The sequence below is a fragment of the Bacillus sp. PS95 genome (assembly GCF_037963565.1).
GTDB lineage: Bacteria > Bacillota > Bacilli > Bacillales > Bacillaceae > Bacillus > Bacillus subtilis.
Genome location: NZ_CP150160.1, coordinates 1,552,598 through 1,575,525 on the forward strand (window position 1 = coordinate 1,552,598; position 22,928 = coordinate 1,575,525).

Annotated in this window: 24 protein-coding genes; 19 read left to right on the forward strand and 5 right to left on the reverse strand. The window is 43.5% G+C overall.

All coding sequences use genetic code 11. From position 1 onward, the window contains the following. Positions 1 to 92 precede the first annotated feature (92 nt). The 3 genes from NSQ12_RS08300 (at position 93) to pyc (ending at position 5,312) form a co-directional block, all read left to right on the forward strand. Positions 93 to 374 (forward strand): YlaN family protein, encoded by a 282-nt coding sequence (locus tag NSQ12_RS08300; protein ID WP_003245286.1) that lies wholly within the window; start codon positions 93 to 95, stop codon positions 372 to 374. 205 nt (positions 375 to 579) lie between these two features. Beyond that, positions 580 to 1,791, forward strand: a complete 1,212-nt coding sequence (ftsW, locus tag NSQ12_RS08305) for a cell division protein FtsW (RefSeq protein ID WP_029317758.1) — start codon at positions 580 to 582, stop codon at positions 1,789 to 1,791. A 74-nt stretch (positions 1,792 to 1,865) separates the two neighbouring features. Then, complete coding sequence (gene pyc / locus NSQ12_RS08310; RefSeq protein WP_160243241.1) at positions 1,866 to 5,312, forward strand: pyruvate carboxylase; 3,447 nt, start codon at positions 1,866 to 1,868, stop codon at positions 5,310 to 5,312. Positions 5,313 to 5,720: 408 nt separating this feature from the next. On the opposite strand, the gene ctaA is transcribed toward pyc, so the two are convergent. Further along, on the reverse strand, positions 5,721 to 6,641 hold the full coding sequence (gene ctaA / locus NSQ12_RS08315) for a heme A synthase CtaA (RefSeq protein ID WP_003232254.1): 921 nt from the start codon (positions 6,639 to 6,641) through the stop codon (positions 5,721 to 5,723). Positions 6,642 to 6,995: 354 nt separating this feature from the next. On the opposite strand from ctaA, the gene cyoE reads away from it, so the two are divergent. The 6 genes from cyoE to ctaG all read left to right on the forward strand — a co-directional run bounded on the left by cyoE (position 6,996) and on the right by ctaG (position 13,003). Continuing rightward, entirely contained in the window at positions 6,996 to 7,913 is a 918-nt protein-coding gene (gene cyoE, locus NSQ12_RS08320; RefSeq protein ID WP_003232250.1) for a heme o synthase, read from the forward strand. Between the two features lie 239 nt (positions 7,914 to 8,152). Then, the gene (gene coxB / locus NSQ12_RS08325; RefSeq protein ID WP_003232248.1) at positions 8,153 to 9,223 is read left to right on the forward strand and encodes a cytochrome c oxidase subunit II; all 1,071 of its coding nucleotides are present in this window, start codon (positions 8,153 to 8,155) and stop codon (positions 9,221 to 9,223) included. Between the two features lie 32 nt (positions 9,224 to 9,255). Further along, positions 9,256 to 11,124, forward strand: coding sequence for a cytochrome c oxidase subunit I (ctaD, locus tag NSQ12_RS08330; RefSeq protein WP_003232245.1), 1,869 nt, complete (start codon positions 9,256 to 9,258; stop codon positions 11,122 to 11,124). Further along, complete coding sequence (ctaE, locus tag NSQ12_RS08335; protein WP_003232244.1) at positions 11,124 to 11,747, forward strand: cytochrome c oxidase subunit III; 624 nt, start codon at positions 11,124 to 11,126, stop codon at positions 11,745 to 11,747. The genes ctaD and ctaE overlap by 1 nt, the downstream gene beginning before the upstream one ends. A 2-nt stretch (positions 11,748 to 11,749) precedes the next feature. Further along, on the forward strand, positions 11,750 to 12,082 hold the full coding sequence (gene ctaF, locus NSQ12_RS08340) for a cytochrome c oxidase subunit IVB (RefSeq protein WP_003232242.1): 333 nt from the start codon (positions 11,750 to 11,752) through the stop codon (positions 12,080 to 12,082). 27 nt (positions 12,083 to 12,109) lie between these two features. Further along, positions 12,110 to 13,003, forward strand: a complete 894-nt coding sequence (ctaG, locus tag NSQ12_RS08345) for a cytochrome c oxidase assembly factor CtaG (protein ID WP_326224736.1) — start codon at positions 12,110 to 12,112, stop codon at positions 13,001 to 13,003. Positions 13,004 to 13,034: 31 nt separating this feature from the next. Here ctaG and NSQ12_RS08350 read toward each other — a convergent pair whose 3' ends face one another. Then, entirely contained in the window at positions 13,035 to 13,397 is a 363-nt protein-coding gene (locus NSQ12_RS08350; protein ID WP_003232238.1) for a YugN family protein, read from the reverse strand. A gap of 139 nt (positions 13,398 to 13,536) precedes the next feature. Here NSQ12_RS08350 and NSQ12_RS08355 point away from each other — a divergent pair, with 139 nt between their 5' ends. The 8 genes from NSQ12_RS08355 to coaD all read left to right on the forward strand — a co-directional run bounded on the left by NSQ12_RS08355 (position 13,537) and on the right by coaD (position 18,251). Continuing rightward, positions 13,537 to 13,983, forward strand: a complete 447-nt coding sequence (locus NSQ12_RS08355) for a CBS domain-containing protein (protein ID WP_003221362.1) — start codon at positions 13,537 to 13,539, stop codon at positions 13,981 to 13,983. 83 nt (positions 13,984 to 14,066) lie between these two features. Beyond that, positions 14,067 to 15,107 carry a CAP domain-containing protein gene (locus tag NSQ12_RS08360; RefSeq protein WP_014479713.1) on the forward strand — a complete coding sequence of 347 codons (1,041 nt, stop codon included), beginning with the start codon at positions 14,067 to 14,069 and terminating at the stop codon, positions 15,105 to 15,107. A gap of 231 nt (positions 15,108 to 15,338) precedes the next feature. After that, positions 15,339 to 15,737, forward strand: coding sequence for a YlbD family protein (locus tag NSQ12_RS08365; protein WP_003232233.1), 399 nt, complete (start codon positions 15,339 to 15,341; stop codon positions 15,735 to 15,737). A 15-nt stretch (positions 15,738 to 15,752) separates the two neighbouring features. Next, positions 15,753 to 15,992 carry a YlbE-like family protein gene (locus NSQ12_RS08370; protein WP_003232231.1) on the forward strand — a complete coding sequence of 80 codons (240 nt, stop codon included), beginning with the start codon at positions 15,753 to 15,755 and terminating at the stop codon, positions 15,990 to 15,992. A 115-nt stretch (positions 15,993 to 16,107) separates the two neighbouring features. Next, on the forward strand, positions 16,108 to 16,557 hold the full coding sequence (ricF, locus tag NSQ12_RS08375; RefSeq protein ID WP_003221370.1) for a regulatory iron-sulfur-containing complex subunit RicF: 450 nt from the start codon (positions 16,108 to 16,110) through the stop codon (positions 16,555 to 16,557). A gap of 54 nt (positions 16,558 to 16,611) precedes the next feature. Then, on the forward strand, positions 16,612 to 16,884 hold the full coding sequence (locus tag NSQ12_RS08380) for a YlbG family protein (protein WP_015715839.1): 273 nt from the start codon (positions 16,612 to 16,614) through the stop codon (positions 16,882 to 16,884). A gap of 322 nt (positions 16,885 to 17,206) precedes the next feature. Then, positions 17,207 to 17,761, forward strand: a complete 555-nt coding sequence (gene rsmD, locus NSQ12_RS08385; protein WP_029317761.1) for a 16S rRNA (guanine(966)-N(2))-methyltransferase RsmD — start codon at positions 17,207 to 17,209, stop codon at positions 17,759 to 17,761. A 4-nt stretch (positions 17,762 to 17,765) separates the two neighbouring features. Continuing rightward, a complete protein-coding gene (gene coaD / locus NSQ12_RS08390; RefSeq protein WP_003245283.1) occupies positions 17,766 to 18,251 on the forward strand; it encodes a pantetheine-phosphate adenylyltransferase in 486 nt (161 codons plus the stop codon). Between the two features lie 10 nt (positions 18,252 to 18,261). On the opposite strand, the gene spoVV is transcribed toward coaD, so the two are convergent. Then, a complete protein-coding gene (spoVV, locus tag NSQ12_RS08395; protein WP_029726517.1) occupies positions 18,262 to 19,488 on the reverse strand; it encodes a dipicolinic acid transporter SpoVV in 1,227 nt (408 codons plus the stop codon). Between the two features lie 180 nt (positions 19,489 to 19,668). Here spoVV and NSQ12_RS08400 point away from each other — a divergent pair, with 180 nt between their 5' ends. Together NSQ12_RS08400 and ddcP are read left to right on the forward strand one after the other, a co-directional pair. Next, positions 19,669 to 20,451, forward strand: coding sequence for a patatin family protein (locus NSQ12_RS08400; protein WP_339176454.1), 783 nt, complete (start codon positions 19,669 to 19,671; stop codon positions 20,449 to 20,451). Position 20,452: 1 nt separating this feature from the next. After that, positions 20,453 to 21,478: a protease DdcP gene (gene ddcP, locus NSQ12_RS08405; RefSeq protein WP_014476730.1), complete on the forward strand. Its 1,026-nt coding sequence runs from the start codon at positions 20,453 to 20,455 to the stop codon at positions 21,476 to 21,478. A 16-nt stretch (positions 21,479 to 21,494) separates the two neighbouring features. Here the strand turns inward: ddcP and NSQ12_RS08410 are convergent, their stop codons facing one another. Continuing rightward, a complete protein-coding gene (locus NSQ12_RS08410) occupies positions 21,495 to 22,742 on the reverse strand; it encodes a nucleotidyltransferase (protein ID WP_339176456.1) in 1,248 nt (415 codons plus the stop codon). Then, positions 22,739 to 22,924: a hypothetical protein gene (locus NSQ12_RS08415; RefSeq protein WP_003232215.1), complete on the reverse strand. Its 186-nt coding sequence runs from the start codon at positions 22,922 to 22,924 to the stop codon at positions 22,739 to 22,741. Before NSQ12_RS08415 ends, NSQ12_RS08410 begins: the two co-directional genes overlap by 4 nt. Positions 22,925 to 22,928 lie beyond the last annotated feature (4 nt).

A 22,928-nucleotide genomic window follows, 5' to 3' on the forward strand; every position in this document is an offset into this window, starting at 1 on the left:
GTCATATGCTTAAATCCTCTTGCATTTTCTGTTGATACCCTTTATGATAAATAGAAGAATTAGGTACTCGCCTGGGGAACGGAGGGATACTTTTGGCTTCAGAGATGATAGTTGACCATCGGCAAAAAGCTTTTGAACTCTTAAAAGTGGACGCTGAGAAGATTTTGAAGCTGATCCGAGTACAAATGGATAACTTAACGATGCCTCAATGTCCTCTATATGAAGAGGTTTTAGATACTCAAATGTTCGGGCTTTCGAGGGAAATCGATTTTGCTGTCCGCCTGGGATTGGTTGATGAAAAAGACGGTAAAGACCTTTTATACACATTGGAGCGCGAATTGTCTGCTTTGCATGACGCGTTTACAGCTAAATAAATGATAAAACTCAAACTTATTAACAGTTTGGGTTTTTTTATAACCGCTATTTTTCTCTCATCTCATAAAAGACGGTCTTTTTTTACACATTCCTTCCGAATCGTATAGAGATTCTTCGTCTCGTTTGATAAATTGTAGTAAAATAAAAAAGATAAATACATAAAAACCATAGATAATGGAAGTTAGAAGCAGGGAAGAGGATGCTATGTTAAAAAAAATGCTAAAATCTTATGATTACTCACTGATATTCGCAATCGTTTTATTATGCGGATTCGGTTTAGTGATGGTATACAGCTCAAGCATGATTACGGCTGTCTCCCGGTATGGAGTAAGCAGTAATTTTTTCTTCATGCGGCAGCTGTTTGCTTTAATTGCGGGTGGCGCTCTATTTATTCTCATGGCGTTGTTTCCTTATAAAGCACTGGCCCATCAAAAGTTTCAGAAGGGGATACTGCTTGTATCTGTTCTTGCGCTTATCTCACTGTTTGTTTTCGGGCATGTTGCCGGAAACGCGCAGAGCTGGTTTAAAATCGGCGGAATGAGTATTCAGCCGGGGGAGTTTGTGAAACTGGTCGTGATTTTATACCTTGCAGCCGTATATGCAAAAAAACAAAGTTATATCGACCATCTGTTAACGGGAGTAGCCCCTCCGGTAGTCATGACGCTTATAATTTGCGGGTTAATTGCCATGCAGCCAGATTTCGGTACAGCCATGATTATAGGGTTAATTGCGACGTGCATGATCTTGTGCTCCGGCTTCAGCGGAAAGACGCTGGTGAGGCTGCTTTTGCTCGGCGGAATTGTTTTAATTTTAGTCAGCCCGATTCTCTATTTAAATCAGGATCAAATTTTAACTAAAGGCCGTTTGGCGCGTTTTGAGAGTCTTGAAGACCCATTTAAGTATGCAAATTCATCAGGTTTGCAAGTGATCAATTCTTATTATGCGATCAGCTCAGGCGGCATTTTCGGCCTGGGGCTCGGTGAAAGTATCCAAAAATACGGATATCTGCCTGAATCACACACTGACTTTATTATGGCTGTCATTGCTGAAGAGCTCGGCATTTTTGGGGTATTGTTTGTGATTTTCTTATTGGGTTTTGTCGTCATAAAAGGTTTTTATATTGCCAGAAAATGCGAGGACCCGTTTGGAAGTCTTCTGGCGATCGGCATTTCAAGCATGATTGCCATCCAGTCGTTTATTAACCTTGGCGGTGTCAGCGGATTAATTCCGATTACAGGGGTTACGCTGCCATTTATCAGTTACGGGGGCTCTTCTTTGGTGCTGCTGCTGGGGAGTATGGGGATATTAGCGAATATCAGCATGTTTGTGAAATATTCAGAGAATAAGAAAAAGAAAGAGCCCTTGGCTCCGAAGGGAATGAAAAAGAAACAGCTCAAAAAAACTGTTTATCAGTAAAAAACAAGTGTGTACAGGGGAAGGATATTCCGCTATGATAGATTATATTCCATTCGGGTAAGGGGGAGAAAAGTTTGTCTCAGCAATCGATACAAAAAGTATTAGTAGCAAACAGGGGAGAAATTGCAATCCGAATATTCCGGGCGTGTACCGAGTTGAATATTCGTACAGTTGCGGTCTATTCAAAAGAAGATTCCGGTTCCTACCATCGGTACAAAGCGGATGAAGCATACTTGGTCGGTGAAGGGAAAAAACCGATTGATGCTTACCTGGATATTGAAGGTATCATTGATATTGCGAAAAGAAACAAAGTCGATGCAATTCATCCGGGATACGGTTTCTTATCTGAAAATATTCATTTTGCGAGACGATGTGAAGAAGAAGGCATCGTATTCATAGGGCCAAAATCCGGGCATCTCGATATGTTTGGTGACAAGGTAAAAGCGCGTGAGCAGGCAGAAAAAGCGGGAATCCCCGTGATTCCGGGAAGCGACGGTCCTGCCGAAACGCTTGAAGCCGTCGAACAATTTGGACAAGCTAACGGTTATCCGATCATCATTAAAGCCTCGCTTGGCGGCGGCGGCCGCGGTATGCGGATTGTCAGATCTGAAAGTGAAGTCAAAGAAGCATATGAGCGTGCTAAATCAGAGGCGAAAGCAGCCTTTGGCAATGATGAAGTTTATGTAGAAAAATTAATTGAGAATCCGAAACATATTGAGGTTCAGGTCATTGGAGACAAGCAGGGAAATGTCGTCCATCTTTTTGAGAGGGATTGTTCCGTTCAAAGACGCCATCAAAAGGTCATTGAAGTGGCGCCGAGTGTCTCGCTGTCACCTGAATTAAGGGATCAAATTTGTGAGGCGGCAGTTGCGCTTGCCAAAAATGTAAACTATATAAATGCGGGGACGGTCGAATTCCTTGTTGCAAACAACGAGTTCTACTTTATTGAAGTAAATCCTCGCGTACAAGTTGAACACACGATAACAGAAATGATTACTGGTATCGATATTGTTCAAACTCAGATCCTTGTTGCCCAAGGGCACAGCCTTCACAGCAAAAAAGTAAATATTCCTGAGCAAAAGGACATTTTTACAATCGGCTATGCCATTCAGTCACGGGTTACGACTGAGGATCCGCAAAATGATTTCATGCCTGATACAGGAAAAATAATGGCTTACCGCTCAGGCGGCGGTTTTGGTGTCCGTCTTGATACCGGAAACAGCTTCCAGGGCGCCGTGATCACACCATACTATGATTCACTTCTCGTTAAGCTTTCAACTTGGGCTTTAACGTTTGAACAGGCAGCTGCCAAAATGGTGCGAAACCTTCAGGAGTTTAGAATCAGAGGCATAAAAACGAACATTCCGTTCCTTGAGAACGTTGCAAAACATGAGAAGTTCCTGACAGGGCAATATGATACGTCTTTCATTGATACAACGCCTGAATTATTTAAATTCCCTAAACAAAAAGACCGCGGAACGAAAATGCTCACTTACATCGGCAATGTGACAGTGAACGGCTTCCCTGGAATCGGGAAAAAAGAAAAACCGGCGTTTGACAAACCGTTAAGCGTAAAGGTAGACGTTGATCAGCAGCCTGCCAGAGGAACAAAGCAAATTCTCGATGAAAAAGGTGCAGAAGGGCTTGCAAATTGGGTTAAGGAGCAGAAATCTGTCCTTTTAACTGATACGACATTCAGGGATGCCCACCAATCGTTATTGGCAACTAGAATCAGATCGCATGATTTGAAAAAAATCGCAAATCCGACGGCTGCGTTATGGCCTGAACTATTCAGTATGGAAATGTGGGGAGGCGCGACCTTTGATGTAGCCTACCGATTCCTGAAAGAAGATCCGTGGAAGCGTTTGGAAGATCTTCGCAAAGAAGTGCCGAATACCTTATTCCAGATGCTGCTTCGCTCATCAAATGCGGTCGGCTATACGAATTATCCGGACAATGTGATTAAAGAATTTGTGAAGCAATCAGCTCAATCCGGTATTGATGTGTTTCGTATTTTCGACAGCTTAAACTGGGTAAAAGGGATGACGTTAGCCATTGATGCTGTTAGGGATACCGGCAAAGTGGCAGAAGCTGCGATTTGTTATACGGGAGATATCCTTGACAAGAACCGGACGAAGTACGACCTTGCATATTATACATCGATGGCGAAGGAGCTTGAGGCGGCCGGAGCCCATATTCTCGGGATTAAAGATATGGCAGGGCTGTTAAAACCGCAGGCTGCATATGAACTTGTTTCTGCGTTGAAAGAAACGATCGACATTCCGGTTCACCTTCATACACATGATACGAGCGGAAACGGTATTTATATGTATGCGAAAGCTGTTGAAGCCGGCGTTGATATCATAGACGTGGCGGTCAGCTCAATGGCGGGATTAACGTCACAGCCTAGCGCGAGCGGATTTTATCATGCGATGGAAGGCAACGACCGCCGTCCGGAAATGAATGTCCAAGGCGTTGAATTGCTGTCCCAATATTGGGAGTCGGTGCGTAAATATTATAGTGAATTTGAAAGCGGAATGAAGTCTCCGCATACTGAAATTTATGAACACGAAATGCCAGGGGGCCAATACAGCAACCTGCAGCAGCAGGCCAAGGGAGTAGGCCTTGGCGACCGATGGAACGAAGTCAAGGAAATGTACAGACGCGTGAACGATATGTTCGGTGACATCGTCAAGGTAACGCCTTCCTCAAAAGTTGTCGGAGATATGGCACTTTACATGGTGCAAAACAATCTGACTGAAAAAGACGTTTATGAAAAAGGCGAATCTTTAGATTTCCCTGATTCTGTCGTGGAGCTTTTTAAAGGAAATATCGGCCAGCCTCATGGCGGATTCCCGGAAAAACTGCAAAAGCTAATCTTAAAAGGGCAGGAGCCGATTACAGTCAGACCGGGCGAACTGCTTGAGCCGGTGTCATTTGAAGCGATCAAACAGGAATTTAAAGAGCAGCATAACTTGGAAATTTCAGATCAGGATGCTGTGGCATATGCCCTTTATCCTAAAGTCTTCACTGATTATGTGAAAACGACAGAAAGCTATGGAGACATCTCGGTATTAGATACACCGACATTCTTCTACGGTATGACATTAGGTGAAGAGATAGAAGTTGAAATTGAGCGCGGCAAAACGCTGATCGTTAAGCTGATTTCAATCGGTGAGCCTCAGCCTGATGCCACCCGCGTCGTTTATTTCGAACTCAACGGGCAGCCGCGTGAAGTAGTCATTAAAGATGAAAGCATTAAGTCTTCCGTTCAGGAAAGGCTGAAAGCAGACCGGACAAATCCAAGCCACATCGCAGCTTCTATGCCTGGAACAGTTATTAAGGTATTGGCTGAAGCAGGCACAAAAGTCAATAAAGGTGATCATTTGATGATTAATGAAGCGATGAAAATGGAAACAACGGTTCAGGCGCCTTTCTCAGGAACAATCATGCAGGTTCATGTGAAAAATGGTGAGCCGATCCAAACGGGAGATCTGCTTCTCGAAATTGAAAAAGCATAAAAAAAACAAGAGTGTATATCAATGATATACACTCTTGTTTTTTTATAGAAAATGTGGAGTGAAACAGATGGTTAGAAGAGATATAAGGGGACTTCAGAGATTATAGAGTACTGTCACAAGCCCAAAATAAAAAGAGGTATACCACCAATTTTTTAGATGCTTTGTAGTAGTCCATGCATATTTCTTTAAGCACTATCTGATTTTCCAATGGCCAAAAGGCTTTAATACTTATGTTCGCGGGCTATAGATCCATATGAAATTTCTATAATCACGATAAGAAAAGGGACAGACCGAAGTGAGCTGCTCACTGATCATCAAATTCAGCAAAGGCTGGCCATTGAAACAATAAAGCGCCAAAACAAGACATGAAAAAAGACCAAAGCCGCCTAAGGCTTTGGTCTTGAGTCCTTATGATTGCCTAGATTCATAACGGAAACGAGCAATCAATAATAAGAAGTAGCATAGAACGCCAAACAGACAGGCAATAAAGAACGAGTGGGCAAGTGCAAAGCCCAGAGCCAGTTCAGAGTATACGATCATAATCCCGGACAGTGCCTGTAATGTAATGAAAATAAGACATGAGATCCATCCCCAAAAGATCTGTTTTTGATCTTTATAGGAGATAATAGCATGAACAGCGGCAACAATAATCCATACAAATAACAGTAAGGCTGCTGCTCTGTGGCCCATTTGCACCCATTCATGGAATTGGGTCGGAAGTCCATTGTTCAGCGGGCTGCACAGCGGCACATCAGGACATGCCAGGCTTGATTCAGTGTGTCTTACATATGCGCCTGTATACACAACGATATAGGAATATATTAAAATTCCTATCATGTGAAATTGCATCTTTTTGCCGATTTGAAGCGGCTTAACCAGTGTTCTGACTGATTTATCAGCTTCAAATATGAGCAATGTCAAAATAAGCACTGAAGCAAAAGAAATTAATGAGATGCCGAAGTGAAGCGCCATAATCAGCGCGTTCGAACCGAATACGACAGCCAATGCGCCAAGCAATGCCTGAAGAAATAAAAAGATAATTGACATGATCGCGAGAAACGTTGTTTCACGGAAAATCGGCGTGATTTTTCTCCATGACCAAAACGCAAGGCTTAGCACAAGGATAATAGAGATTCCGCTTGCGAATCGGTGGCTCCATTCAATAATTGAAGCCGGATTCAGTTCAGGGAAAAAACGGCCGTGACACAGCGGCCACTGTCTGCCGCATCCTTGGCCGGAACCTGTTTTTGTAACGAGGGCACCCCCGATTAAAACAATTAGCATGACAAATGTCGTCAGAACACCGAGAGCTTTTAATGCTTTATTCATACAATATTCACCTTCTCAACATACTGCTGCAATTTTATATACGTTCCAAGTGTAAGCGAATATGTGTTTTGTGGCAATTCCCAGAGCCTTTTGTTCACAAAAATATAATAGAATGACGGCTTCTGGAAAATGTACACTTGATTATTCATGCCGGGTCTGATAGAAATAAGGTAAACGCAATGCCGATTTGGAGATTGCCTTCATCTTTGGTAAAATTCATAAAAAGTTCACAAATAAATTCCTGTTTGTCGTTTAATATTTAATAGGACGTTTTTTTACAAGATGTTATCTTGTATGATAGAGTTGCAGGTTATTTTATTCTCCTGCGTTAGGTTTGTAAGGGAGGTTTACGTTATGGCTAACTCCAGAATCTTAAATGATACAGCTATAGACGGACAAATTGAAGAAACAACGGCATGGAAAGATTTTCTGTCCCTTATTAAAATAGGGATCGTCAATTCTAACCTCATCACGACTTTCACTGGAATGTGGCTTGCACTGCATATATCCGGTTTAAGTTTTTTAGGCAATATAAACACCGTTCTTCTTACGTTAATCGGGTCTTCACTGATTATTGCAGGCTCCTGCGCGATCAATAACTGGTATGACCGGGACATTGACCATCTTATGGAGCGTACGAAAGTAAGACCGACGGTTACGGGTAAAATTCAGCCGAGTCAGGCGTTATGGTCTGGAATTTTGCTGGTTGCTTTAGGATTGATCATGCTGCTGATGACAACTGTCATGGCTGCTGTTATCGGTTTTATCGGAGTTTTTACGTATGTTGTATTGTACACAATGTGGACGAAACGCCGCTATACGATTAACACAGTAGTAGGAAGCGTTTCCGGTGCAGTGCCGCCGCTTATTGGATGGACGGCTGTGGAAGGGAATATCGGTGTCGTGGCATGGGTGTTATTCATGATTTTATTTATTTGGCAGATTCCTCACTTCTTAGCATTGGCTATTAAGAAAACAGAGGATTACAGAGCTGCAAATATTCCGATGCTTCCTGTCGTATACGGATTTGAAGTGACAAAAAGACAAATTATTGTGTGGGTTGCGTGCCTGATGCCGCTTCCGTTTTTCCTTGGTAGTCTGGGTCTTCCGATTGTCATTCTCGGCTTGCTGTTAAATATCGGCTGGCTGATTCTTGGCTTAATGGGATTCCGCTCCAAGAATATCATGAAGTGGGCAACGCAGATGTTCGTTTACTCGCTTAACTACATGACAATCTATTTCGTTGCCATGGTTGTCTTGACGCTTTTCTAAAAAATAGATATGATGCTTGTTTTATCGCTTCAAAATAAACGATGACAACTAGTAAATGCCGCCTTGACCTCTTGTTTAATCAGGCGGCTTTACTTTTATACATAGATGGCATTTTGAGTAAAAAAACTCATAATTTAAGAGAAGAGGAAATGTAAGTGCTTTATTGGTGATAGGTTGGATGGCGATAGATTTCGATCCGCTTTCCGCCTTTGTATTGACCAGAAAAGGGGTTGGGTGAAATGGTAAAGCATTGGCGTCTTATTTTATTATTAGCCTTAGTGCCGCTTCTATTAAGCGGATGTGGAAAACCTTTTTTATCCACGCTCAAGCCTGCTGGCGAGGTGGCTGATAAACAGTATGACCTGACAGTGCTCAGCACATTGATTATGGTGGTTGTTGTTGCAGTAGTATCTGTTATCTTCTTTTATGTGATTGTGAGATTCAGAAGATCACGGGTCGGTGAGAACACGATACCGAAACAGGTAGAGGGGAATAAATTTTTAGAAATCACATGGACCGTGATCCCGATTTTGCTGCTCATTATTCTTGTGATTCCTGTTGTATTATATACGCTGGAGCTAGCAGACACATCACCAATGGATAAAAAAGGCCGCAAAGCTGAGGATGCTCTTGTAGTCAATGTTAGGGCAAATTTATACTGGTGGGAGTTTGAGTACCCTGATTACGGCATTATCACAAGCCAGGAACTGATTGTACCGACAGATCAGCGTGTATATTTTAATTTAAAAGCCTCTGATGTAAAACATTCCTTCTGGATTCCTTCAGTTGGAGGAAAACTTGATACGAATACGGATAATGAAAATAAGTTCTTCCTGACATTTGATTCAAAACGAAGCAAAGAGGCAGGAGATATGTTTTTTGGGAAGTGTGCAGAGCTTTGCGGCCCTTCACATGCGCTGATGGATTTTAAGGTGAAGACAATGTCTGCAAAGGAATTTCAGGGTTGGACAAAAGAAATGAAAAACTATAAATCTACAGCAGAGAGCGATTTGGCTAAGCAGGGTGAAGAACTGTTTAAAGAGAAAAACTGCCTGAGCTGCCATGCGGTAGAGCCGAATGATAAGCGTGCAGAAGCCGCTAGAACGGCACCTAACTTGGCGACCTTCGGTGAAAGGACAAAAGTGGCAGGGGTGAAAGAGGCCAACAAAGAAAATGTGAAGGCTTGGCTGAAGGACCCTGACAGCATAAAGCCGGGGAACAAAATGACAGGCACATATCCAAAGCTCTCAGACAGCGAAACAAATGCGCTTTATGAATACTTAAAAGGCTTAAAAGCGGAAAGCAAGTAGGGAAGAAAGGGAGATATTGGGGGAGGTCACATATGTTGAATGCGCTTACAGAAAAGCGGACGCGCGGATCTATGCTTTGGGATTATTTGACGACGGTGGACCATAAAAAAATCGCGATTCTTTATTTAGTAGCAGGGGGATTCTTCTTTCTTGTCGGGGGAATTGAAGCGATGTTTATCAGAATTCAGCTTGCAAAGCCGGAAAATGCGTTTCTCAGTGCTCAAGCATACAATGAAGTAATGACTATGCACGGAACGACGATGATCTTTCTGGCTGCGATGCCGCTCTTATTTGCCTTGATGAATGCGGTTGTGCCTTTGCAGATCGGGGCTCGGGACGTTTCGTTTCCATTTTTAAACGCGCTTGGTTTTTGGCTCTTCTTTTTCGGGGGCATTTTCTTAAATCTAAGCTGGTTTTTGGGCGGAGCGCCAGATGCGGGCTGGACGTCATATGCCTCACTTTCGCTTCATTCTAAAGGACACGGCATAGACTTTTTCGTCCTCGGACTCCAAATATCGGGGCTCGGGACGCTGATAGCCGGGATTAACTTTTTGGCTACGATTATCAACATGAGGGCTCCGGGCATGACGTATATGAGGCTGCCTTTGTTTACATGGACGACATTTGTGGCCTCGGCATTGATTTTGTTCGCGTTTCCGCCGCTTACGGTTGGATTGGCTCTCATGATGCTGGATCGGCTGTTCGGAACCAATTTCTTTAATCCGGAGCTTGGCGGAAATACGGTCATTTGGGAACATTTATTTTGGATCTTCGGCCACCCGGAGGTTTATATCCTAATTTTGCCTGCATTCGGTATTTTTTCTGAGGTCATCCCTGTGTTCGCCAGAAAGCGTTTGTTTGGCTATTCTTCAATGGTTTTTGCAATCGTGCTCATCGGCTTTCTGGGCTTTATGGTTTGGGTGCACCACATGTTCACGACTGGTCTCGGCCCGATTGCAAATGCGATTTTTGCGGTTGCAACAATGGCTATCGCGATTCCGACCGGGATTAAGATTTTTAACTGGCTGTTGACGATTTGGGGAGGAAATGTGAAGTATACAACCGCTATGCTGTATGCTGTCTCATTTATTCCATCCTTTGTGCTCGGCGGTGTGACGGGAGTCATGCTGGCAGCTGCTGCGGCTGATTATCAGTTCCATGATACGTATTTTGTGGTTGCGCACTTCCACTACGTCATTATTGGTGGCGTTGTATTCGGCCTTTTAGCCGGTGTTCATTTCTGGTGGCCGAAAATGTTCGGTAAAATTCTGCATGAAACGATGGGGAAAATTTCATTTGTATTGTTTTTTATCGGCTTTCACCTCACGTTTTTCATTCAGCATTTTGTCGGCTTAATGGGGATGCCGCGCCGGGTTTATACGTTTTTGCCAGGACAGGGTCTGGAAACCGGCAACTTGATCAGTACAATCGGGGCGTTTTTTATGGCGGCAGCTGTTATTCTTCTGCTGGTCAATGTCATATGGACATCGGTAAAAGGTGAATATGTAGGTGCTGATCCATGGCATGACGGACGTACGCTGGAATGGACCGTTTCTTCACCGCCGCCGGAGTATAACTTTAAACAGCTTCCTTTTGTCAGAGGACTTGATCCGCTTTGGATCGAGAAGCAGGCAGGGCACAAATCAATGACGCCGGCGGAACCGGTTGATGATATTCATATGCCAAACGGCTCAATCCTGCCGCTCATCATTTCCTTCGGCCTTTTTGTTGCAGCGTTCGGGCTGCTGTACAGAAGTGATTACGCTTGGGGCCTGCCGGTGATCTTTATCGGGCTCGGCATCACATTTATTACGATGCTGCTTCGTTCAGTAATTGATGATCACGGCTATCATATTCATAAAGAGGAACTGCCGAACGATGATAAAGGGGTGAAGGCATAATGCAAGTTCAAGAAAAATTCACCGCAGAAACCTTTCCAGCTTCTCCCGAAAAAGTAACCCTGGAAGGGAAAAATAAATTTTTAGGCTTTTGGCTTTTTCTTGGCGGAGAGACTGTTCTGTTTGCGTCTCTCTTCGCCACGTTTCTTGCGCTTCGGAATTCAAATGCCGGTGATCCGCCTACGACGGAAATGTTCGATGTGACACTTGTATTCATTGCCACAATGCTTCTATTAACGAGCAGTTTAACGAGTGTATACGCGATGTACCACATGAAGAACTTTTCCTTCGGCAAGATGCAGCTTTGGCTGGGAATTACGATTTTATTGGGGGCGGGCTTTTTAGGACTGGAAATCTATGAGTTCAAGCATTACACCCATGAATTTGGCTTTACCATCACAAGCTCTGCCCTTGGTTCTGCGTTTTACACGCTTGTCGGTACGCACGGCGCCCACGTGGCATTTGGGCTTATGTGGATCAGCACGCTTATGATCCGCAATGCCAAGAGAGGGCTGAATCTGTATACGGCGCCTAAGTTTTACGTTGCCAGCCTTTATTGGCACTTTATTGATGTCGTGTGGGTCTTCATCTTTACCGTTGTATATTTAATGGGGATGGTGGGATAAACATGGTCGATAAAAAAAGCAGAGGGCATATTAATAGCGACCTTGAATTTAAGAAAAAAAAGCATGCCCGGGAGATGAAATATCAAGTCCTGTCTTTTGGTTTAATGATCGGTCTTACGATTGTTGCATTTCTGACTGTGGCCACGGACGGTGTCGGCAGCTGGTTTACGATTCCTTTCATTATTTTGCTAGCTGCAATTCAAGTCATTTTTCAGCTGTATTATTTCATGCATATGAATCAGAAAGGGCATGAGGCGCCGGCACTGTTTTTGTATTCAGGGGTGTTTGTCGCGTTTATCACTGTGCTTGCGTTTGTGACAATTATATGGTGGTAATTTGAAACAGCCGCCGGAGGTGAAGAAATGAATCAGTTGGAGATATTCGGGTTTCGCGCGATGTGGAGCCCTTATCTTTTTTGTATCCTGTTAGGCATTACGGCGCTTTATCTCTATTTATATAGGCGAATGTCTTCAAAGCCAAATCGAATAACTGGTAAAGAGATGGTGTGCTTTCTGTCGGCGATGCTGTTTTTATATGCAGCCGAGGGAAGCCCGGTTGATCTGCTCGGACATATTATGTTCAGCGCACATATGGTGCAGATGGCCGTCCTGTATTTGGTTGTCCCGCCGCTGTTAATCGCGGGGATTCCTGCATGGCTCTGGGAAAAAATCATTTTCAGGCCTTCAATCAAACCGGTTTTTTCCTTTTTTACGACGCCTTTAATTGCTTTGCTTTTGTTTAACGGCATTTTTTCTTTATATCATGTACCGCTTATATTTGATACTGTCAAAACAGATCCGTTTTACCATACATTAATCACTTGGCTTATCTTTGTGCTTGCGTTCTTCATGTGGTGGCCGCTTGTTCATAAGGTTGAGCGTCTACGGCAGCTCAGCGGCTTGATGAAGCTGGGTTATATTATGGCGGACGGTATGCTGCTCACACCTGCTTGCGCCTTGATCATGTTCAGCGGTGCACCGTTATACGCCACCTATACAGATCCGGCTTTATGGGCTGAGGCAATGAGGCTTTGCGTGCCAGCGGATATGATGGGGCAGGTCCCATTAACAGGGCCAGAGATGTTGAATACACTGCCTTTGTTAGAGGATCAGCAGCTCGGAGCAGTCATGATGAAAATCATTCAGGAAATTGTGTACGGTACTTTTTTGGCCGTTATTTTTTTCCAATGGGTGAAGAAAGAAAGGGAAAAGGACGGGCAGGAGGAGCCGCCGTATATTCAGCAGACGATATCATAAAAGGTACAGCGAAATATGCTGTACCTTTTCGTTACATTTGAACTGTTTTTAACATGTTGGCTATGTCCTGAATCAGTGCCTTGCTTTTTGTCACAACCTGTACGGGAAACTCTTCCGTTTCTCCATATTCTACTCCATGAGGGTAGTAATGCTTTCCTAGGAGAGGGGACATTAATTGAATCACGGCGCGCCCGCTTCCGACATCGCCTTCTGCCGCAATACCTTGTATCCGCAGGTAAAACGTACCCTCAATCGTCGAAAACTTCTTGTCATAGGTGACTCTCTCGTAATCCCATTGACCCGCTCTGATAAGACCTTTGCTTTCCATTAAGTCGTCTAGCCAGCTGAGCTCAGCCTTAACCCCTTCAAGTCCGCTTTCAGTAAACTTCAACATTGACCCCTCCTTATAAAAATTACCTTTCCTGACAATCATAGTATGAAAGCGTTAAACTTTCAATGAATCTTCTTCTTTTGAAAGTATGCAAAAATTAAATTTTGACGACAATAGCACTAGACTAAAGGAGGTTAAACGGATGACAAAAATAAAAGATCTGATGACAGCCGACTTGCAATATTGCACGGTATTAGATAATGTATATGAAGCTGCAGTAAAGATGAAGGACGCAAATGTAGGAGCGATTCCGGTAGTTGATGAGGACGGGGAAACATTGGTCGGCATCGTAACCGACCGCGATCTTGTATTAAGAGGAATCGCCATCAAAAAACCGAACTCGCAAAAAATCACTGACGCGATGACCGAAAAACCTGTCAGTGTGGAGGAAGATGCTTCAGTCGATGAGGTTCTTCATTTGATGGCATCGCATCAGCTCAGAAGGATACCAGTTACAAAAAATAAAAAACTGACTGGAATTGTTACGCTTGGTGATCTTTCTTTATCTGAGCAAACGAATGAACGTGCCGGCAGCGCCTTATCGGATATTTCCGAAGGTGATAATAGAGAAGAAGGCTTTTTTCATTAACACATAAATCTTTGACATGTTAAATAGGCTGTATTGTAATGGGATGTAAACAAGAGATTGTGAATCGCCACGGGGGTGATAGATTGAAAAATATATTGAGAGCAATGGTTATCCTTTTGATTATCTGCGGAACCTATGTTCTGTTTATTCAATATGGATCTGTTCCTGAAAAGAAATCAAATGACAGCGAGCCTCAGGTGTCGAATGAGGAAGCGCAAAGCGGCAAACGAATACATATGCCGACTTCAGGGTTATTGTCCTTCATGGGCAAGCCCGCCGATGAAGTAACGAAAAAGCTTGGGGAACCTGAACGTATTGACCCTTCGGCTTATGATTACGATTGGTGGGTATACAATCAAGGTAAGGATCAATATATCCAAATCGGGGTATTAAACAATAAAGTGGTCACATTATTCGCGTCGGGTAATGATATTAACGCCAAGCCTTTCAAAATTGGAGAATCAACTGGCGAAGTATTTAAGACCACCCAGGTGGCACCATTTGTGAATGTAGAGTATAAAGGAAATTCCTATCGGTTTGAATTTTCTGAAGAAGATATCAATACAAGACCGACTGTAAAGGTAGGAAAGATGTATGTCCAGCTGTATATGGACAAATTTGAGGGGAAGCTATCCAGCATCAGGGCGTTTGATGCGCAGACCTTTGTAAAGCAAAGACCTTATGAGGTAGTGTACCGCGGGGAATTAATTAAACCGAAAGCCGTTTCAGATGAGAAATGGAAAAAGATCCAAACAACGAGCGAAAAGCAAATCCTTGATTTGACGAATGTCATACGCGTTAAACATGGACTTGCGAAGCTTGAGTGGGATCAGCCAACGGCGGAAGTGGCATTTGGGCATAGTGAGGATATGAAGGAAAATAATTATTTCTCCCATGTCTCTAAAAAATACGGCTCGCTGAAAGACCGCTTAGAAGAAGGGCATGTTGATTTTCAGCAAGCGGGAGAAAATATCGCATACAATTATGTGGACGGTCCGGCTGCTGTAGAAGGCTGGCTGAATAGCGAAGGCCATCGAAAAGCGCTTCTGAATTCAGATTATACGCATCTTGGTGTCGGAGTAGACCGGAAATATTACACCCAAAACTTTATTAAGCGATGGTAATGAAAGCCGCGGACGAATGGTTCCCGGCTTTTTCTATTTCCATACAAGCCGGTCTGAATGAATGTGCTGATAGCTTACAGATAAGGCCGTTTCCCATCCCTTCAGTCAGGCTTTTTCACCAGTGTATAGGGATATCGCTAAAAATTCATTTGGGAATGAATATAGGCGAACACAATGCCCGACAAAACGATACATTGTAGTAGGTAACGATTTTCGGAGGGGGTGAGGATTGTGGCGAATCAACATGCCAATCATTCAATCAATGACTTTAAACAATTCGTCAAAAAGCATCCCAAGCTGATAAAAGAAGTGCGCAAAGAACAAAGAAGCTGGCAGGACGTATATGAAAATTGGGTCCTCTTCGGGGAGAGCGACCCGATTTGGGATCCATATCGGGAACCGGAAGAAGCTTCTGAAGCTGTGCCTGAAACACCGCAAAAAAATGATTTTGTCTCGAAAATGGTGACAGCGGTGAAAAAGATGGATGTCAATCAAATGAACGAACAAATCAATAAAATGAGCCAGTCGATCTCATCGTTGCAAAGCCTTCTTAATACATTTTCCGGAAGCGGACAGAAGCATTCTCAGCCAGGCTCTGGACAGCATCCTTTTTCTTTTCGAAAGGATTAAAAAAGGGGAGCTCATATGCGCAAAGAGGTTCAGGAATATATTTTAGCAAACGAAGAACGGAAACGATTCATCAGAGAACAGCCGATATGGTACCGCAGGCTTTCAAGAAAACCGGATGATCTGTCCTCCTTTCAGCTTGAAATGATGAATTTTTATGAAAAAACCATTCCGCATCGGGTGAATCAGTTTACGAACGGGATTCAAATGGCGCAAATGATGATGCAAATGTTTCAAGCGATGCGGACAAAAGATTAAAAGGCCCCGAAAAAGGGTCTTTTTTCATGCGGACATAAGGTTTTGTATACGGCTGCGGTTAAGCATTTTCCAATTGGCTGGTTTCATGGTAAACTAACAACTGGAGGTGCATGTTATGTATGCGACGATGGAATCCGTGCGGCTTCAAAGTGAAGCTCAGCAGCTTGCCGAGATGATTCTGCAGTCGGAGACGGCTGAGAACTACCGCAATTGTTACAAGCGTCTCCAGGAAGATGAAGAGGCAGGTCGGATTATTCGTTCTTTTATCAAAATAAAAGAGCAGTATGAGGATGTACAGCGTTTTGGCAAATATCATCCTGACTATAGAGAAATATCCCGGAAAATGAGGGAGATCAAACGTGAGCTGGACCTGAACGATAAGGTGGCTGACTTCAAGAGAGCTGAAAATGAGCTCCAGTCCATTCTTGATGAGGTCAGCGTTGAGATTGGGACAGCTGTTTCGGAGCATGTGAAAGTTCCGACTGGGAACCCTTATTTTGACGGTTTGTCTTCATGCGGAGGCGGTTGCGGTTCAGGCGGAAGCTGCGGATGTAAAGTGTCCTGACGAGACTGGCCGTCTCGTCTTTTACATATAAGAGAAAACAGGCAGGTGATTGTATTGGAGAATAGGCGCCAGGGCATGGTTGTGTATCTGCACTCCCTAAAGCAGAGCAAAATGCTGAGGAAGTTCGGGAATGTGCACTATGTATCAAAACGATTAAAATATGTCGTACTGTACTGTGATATGAACCAAATTGAAAAAACAATGGACAAGATTGCGTCTTACTCATTTGTGAAAAAAGTGGAGCCTTCTTATAAACCGTTTTTAAAATTGGAATTCGAGTCAAAGCTTGATAAGGCAAAAGAATACGATTATAAAATCGGCATATAGCTATAAAAAAATCCCCGCAGGCATCTGCGGGGTCCTTCTATTCCTTAATATGTTAAGGAGAAGGCAAAGGGAGAGGAGAAACCGGAGGAAGAACTTATGGGGAAACGTAAGTCTTCTCCGCGGTTGGCAACAACATCCTCTAGATGCTGTTGCTTATAGTATGGACAAGGATCATGCTGCCTATACACCTGTTTATCAAGATTAGCGTTCATTGTTTGGAAGAATGCTTTATGTTAAGATAGGATTGATTTTTTTCTATGTACATAGCGGCGTCCGGCCGAATAAAGAAACAAAATAGCTTTTAGAAAAAGTGGTGTGGAACATGAGAGTAATTTCTGGATCAAAAAAAGGCCGTTCACTAAAGGCTGTACCCGGAACATCAACAAGACCGACAACCGACAAAGTGAAGGAATCCATTTTTAATATGATCGGCCCTTATTTTGACGGGGGCAGGGGACTTGACTTATTCGCAGGGAGCGGAGGTCTTGGAATCGAAGCGCTTTCACGCGGGTTTGAGCATTGTATATTCGTTGACCGTGATTTTAAAGCGATTCAAACGGTAAAATCTAATTTGAAAACGCTGGAGCTTACAAAACATGCACAGGTATACCGCAATGATGCGGAACGTGCTTTGCACGCTGCTGCTAAAAGAGAAAGCGGCTTTCGCGGAATTTTTCTCGATCCGCCGTATAAGGAACAAAAGCTGAAAGCACTTTTAACGCTGATTGACGAATATCAAATGCTGGAAGAAGACGGCTTTATCGTCGCTGAGCATGACAGAGAGGTCGAGCTTCCCGAAACCGTAGGAGATCTTGTGATGACAAGAAAAGAAACCTATGGGTTAACAGGTGTGGCGATTTATAAAAAGAGGGGGTAGTGAGGTGGCGAGTATAGCTGTCTGTCCCGGCAGTTTTGATCCGGTGACCTACGGGCATCTGGACATCATCAAACGCGGGGCGCATATTTTTGAACAAGTGTATGTATGTGTGCTGAATAATTCTTCAAAAAAGCCTTTGTTCAGTGTGGAAGAACGGTGTGAGCTTCTGAGAGAAGTGACAAAAGACATTCCGAACATAACAGTTGAAACATCGCAAGGCCTGTTAATTGATTATGCAAAAAGAAAAAATGCGAAAGCGATTTTAAGAGGCTTGAGAGCTGTATCTGATTTTGAATACGAGATGCAGGGGACGTCAGTAAACCGTGTGCTTGATGAATCCATCGAGACATTTTTTATGATGACAAACAATCAATATTCGTTTCTAAGTTCAAGCATCGTAAAAGAAGTGGCGAGATACAACGGCTCGGTATCAGAGTTTGTACCGCCGGAAGTAGAGCTGGCGCTTCAGCAAAAATTCAGACAAGGATGAGGGTTTTGACTCATCCTTTTTTTGTTCCGTTTGTCAGTCTGTAAGAAAAAATGATAATGTACGTAAACAGCGCGCATAGTGTGACAGCAGGTCCGATCTGCACAAGCAGATTCCAGCCATTTATAAAGGCAGTTGGCATGTCACTGCTGTTAAGAGATTTAAATACATACTGATATGGATCATGCCATGCCGTGTAAAGAGGTTTCCATAAAAGCATGACGAAGACAGCGGCATAAACGCCCTGCAGCAAACGTGCGATAAAGAATGGTTTAAATCTAATGTCGGTTTCCGATAAAATACCTGCCACCTGAGCTTGTACGGAAAAGCCGCTAAACCCAAGAATAAAGCTGACGATAATGGCTTTTTGCAGAAGAGAAACATCTGTCTCGCTGACAAGCTTGCTGCCTAATGTAATTTCAAACATCCCTGATAAAAGCGGAATGTCCAATTGAGTCGGAAGCTGAAACAAAGTCAGTGCTCCTTTTGTGAAAACAGACAAAACATCAGTCAGCTGGACCACTGACAACAGCCGATTGAAGACAGAAAATAAAATAATAAAGCCGCCTACCATAAGAAGCGTTTGAACAGAAGACGTCACGGCGTCGCCTAAAATTTTACCTAAGGGCCGTTTTTCTGCAAGTCTGGCGGTATGAAGAGCGTGTAAAGCATCTTTGACTGAAGGGAAAGGTATCGTTTTCTTTCTTCTGAGATGCTGCTCTTCCTTGCGGCCATAGGAGCGCATTGTTAAACCGACGGCAAGATTCCCCAAATAGTGTGCAGAAGCTAATAAAATGCCTAGTGATGCGTTTTGAAAGAAACCGACGGCAACAGCGCCGAAAATAAAGAGCGGGTTTGAAGAATTGGTAAACGACGCGAGCCGTTCTGCCTCTACTCTTGAAATCTGATTTTCCTGCCGCAGACGGGCAGTGAGTTTTGCGCCCGCTGGGTTTCCTGATGCCATTCCCATAGCAAGAACGAAGCCGCCGACACCCGGCACGCGAAAGATCGGCCGCATAAAAGGCTCAAGCAAAACACCGACAAACCGCACAATGCCAAAGCCGATTAAGAGTTCGGACAGAATAAAAAATGGCAGCAATGACGGAAACACAACCTCCCACCACATAGACAGCCCGGTTTTAGAGGCTTCGAATGAGGCCTGTGGATGTGAGATGACAGTCGCTGTTAAAAAAATAAAAAATGAGGCAATCAAAAGTGTATTAATCTTCGACAAGTTCATTCTTACCTCCCCGATGCTAAAAATGCCCAATGACATGTATATCATGATAAAATAATGTATGATGTAAAACGGCCAAGCAGTACCTGTCCTCTTGATTCTTTGTACTAATATACGAGCATAGGGGTTCAGTTTAGACCATAGAATTCGGTATACAGGGAATTCAGGCAGGAGGTTAACGCTTTGGCCAAACCTAAAATCGGGTTAGCGTTAGGATCGGGAGGGGCCAGAGGGCTTGCTCATCTCGGTGTGCTTTCCAGTTTACATAAGCACCAAATTGAAGTGGATATGATTGCAGGAAGCAGCATGGGCGCTTTGGTGGGCAGTTTTTATGCCGCCGGACATGACGTGGCAACGATGAAAAAAGTAGCCAAAGCCTTTAAACGAAGGCTTTATGCTGATTATACGGTGCCGAAGCTCGGTTTTTTAAAAGGTGACCGCGTCAGACAGCTTGTGCATGCTTATACATTCGGAAAACCGATTGAAGAGCTCCAAATCCCGCTGGGCATTGTTGCGTGTGATTTACAGACGGGAGAAAAGGTTGTGTTCCGAAAAGGATCAGTGTCAGATGCAGTGAGGGCCAGCATCAGTATCCCGGGTATCTTTATTCCGCAGCGGCTGGACGGACGCCTTCTTGTAGACGGCGCGGTCGTCGATCGAATTCCGGTTTCTGTTGTGAAAGCCATGGGAGCTGATATTATCATCGCTTCGGATGTTTCCAGGGTTCGAAAAACTGAAACAGCAGTGCATATTTTTGATGTGATTATGCAAAGTATGGATATACTGCAAAATGAATTAGTGCGGCATCAAACAATTGCCGCAGATATCATGATTCGCCCTTCCCTTGAAACATACAGCTCAAGCTCGTTTGCCAATATTGAAGAAATGATATCGGCAGGCGAAGAGGCGACAAACCGAATGATCAGCAAGATAAGAAAAGAAATAGAGAATTGGGAGGGCTCATAATTTGCTACGTAAAAAACATTTTAGCTGGATGCTCGTCATCCTCATACTGATCGCCGTTTTATCATTTATAAAACTTCCATACTATATTACAAAACCGGGAGAAGCGACAGAGCTTGCTTCATTGATAAAAGTGGAGGGAGGCTACCCGGAAAAAGGAAGCCTGTCCTTAATGACTGTTAAAGTGGGACCGGCTAATCCATTTACATATGTGTGGGCAAAGATGCACCCTTATTATGAAATTGTTCCTGATGAGAGCATTAAGGAGGAAGGCGAATCAGATAAGGAGTATATGAAAAGACAGCTCCAAATGATGAAAAGCTCGCAAGAAAATGCGGTTATAGCCGCCTATCAAAAGGCAGGAAAAAAAGTCAGCTATTCCTTTAACGGCATATACGCAAGCTCAGTTGTAGAAAACATGCCGGCAAAAGGGAAAATAGAAGTCGGTGATAAAATCATCAGCGCAGACGGCAAAAACTATCAGTCTGCTGAAAAGCTGATTGATTATATCAGCAGCAAAAAAGCGGGAGATAAAGTCACGTTAAAGATCGAAAGAGAAGAAAAAGAAAAGCGTGTCACCCTTACGTTAAAACAATTTCCTGATGAGCCGGATCGGGCAGGAATCGGAGTTTCGCTTTATACAGACAGAAACGTGAAGGTAGAGCCTGATATTGATTTTGAAATCGAAAATATTGGCGGCCCGTCAGCAGGGTTAATGATGTCCCTTGAAATTTATAATCAGCTGACAAAACCAGACGAAACAAAAGGCTACGATATTGCGGGAACAGGTACCATTGATGTTGATGGAAAAGTTGGCCCGATCGGCGGCATTGATCAAAAAGTCGTCGCCGCAGACAAAGCCGGAAAAGACATTTTCTTCGCGCCAAATCAAAACGGCGCCAGCAATTCCGATTATAAGAACGCAGTAAAAACAGCAAAAGATATTGATTCAGATATGAAGATTGTGCCTGTTGATACCATGCAGGATGCGATTGATTATTTGAATAAGCTGAAAGCGAAAAGCACCTGATTCTCAGGTGCTTTTTCTATACATTTAAAAAGTGTTGTTCATCTTCGTCATATCGAATCGGTGCATGTCCGTATTCCTGTAGGTCAAACTCAGTTCTCAGCGGCTCTTCTATCGGCAGGCTGTAAATCCTGCTTGCTTTTACGTCCAGATCGAGAGCTGGATGGGAGAAAGAGGACAGTTTGCTGACAAGCGGAACAGACAGTGCTTTTTTCTTTTCGGATAAATAAGCCTGTCCTTTTTTCGTCATGCCGAGAAGCCTGATATACGGCGCCTTATCGTTGTCAAGCAGCTTTTGCATATCCTGTTTTTTTGTTCTGGTTAAAATGTGTGTATTCATCCGCTGGAGCCTTGTCCACGTATAGCGTTTTGTTTTCAGCAGTTCCATAAATTCCTGATAGGAGCTGGATTTTCTGATCGAACGAATAATTCTGTGCTCTAAACCTTCCTCCACCTCGTATACTTGCTGTAATTCCCGTGCCGTTACAGTTGAAAGGCTGTATTTTAAGTAAGAAAAGTAGCTTTCAGGTGTATGCCACAATCCGAAAGATTTGCGGTAAGCTGCTAATTCACGTGCAGATGCAGCAGGGAGAAAACGAAGGCAGGCTTCGAGATTCTGGCCAATCATCGCTTTTCTAATGCTTGTGGCACTTGCTATATGGTTTTCGCCTTCAGGGAGATCGGCATCATGATAGTCCGAAGAGATTCGTGCCGTAGTATAAGGTTTCATAGGATATCCCCCGGTTAGAATCGAGGTCACATACTGGTATCCCAAAATGTTATTTGGTTTTGACAAGTCAAGTGCACTTTCAGTATGCAAAATGGAGCTGAAGGCGATAGCCGCCGCTGCTGGGTAACTGGCCCCCTTTTTAAGTTCTTCTTTAATTCGGTCATTCAATATATGTTTATGCTCATCAATAAGCTGTGCTGTTTCTAAAAAAGGCTTGATATCCCCATTTTCACTCCCGAAAAACAGCGCCGCACATTCAAGTTCGTTCAGGATGGAAACACTGCCGCGTGCAAAAATGTCTGCTTTTTGCACGGCATAAAGATAAGGCAGCTCAATGACAAGATCAACTCCGCTTTGCAGCGCCATTTTTGTTCGGGCCCATTTTGATACAACAGCGGGTTCCCCGCGCTGTAAAAAATGTCCGCTCATGACCGCGACAGCCGTGTCACATCCGGTTTGCAGCTTTGCTGTTTGGGCATGATAAAGGTGACCGTTATGAAAGGGATTATATTCAACCACCAATCCGACAGCTTTCATATTTTTTCCGCCTTTCTTGCTATGTTTAAAAACGTATGGTACATTTGCAAATGAAAACTCTTACGCCTTATTTTTGTTTTAAGTGTATGCATAGCATATTCCGCTGTCAACGATACTTCAATGGCAGCATTATGCTGTAAAGAAAAAATATTGACAAAAACAATCTTAAAAGCTATAATCATGTTT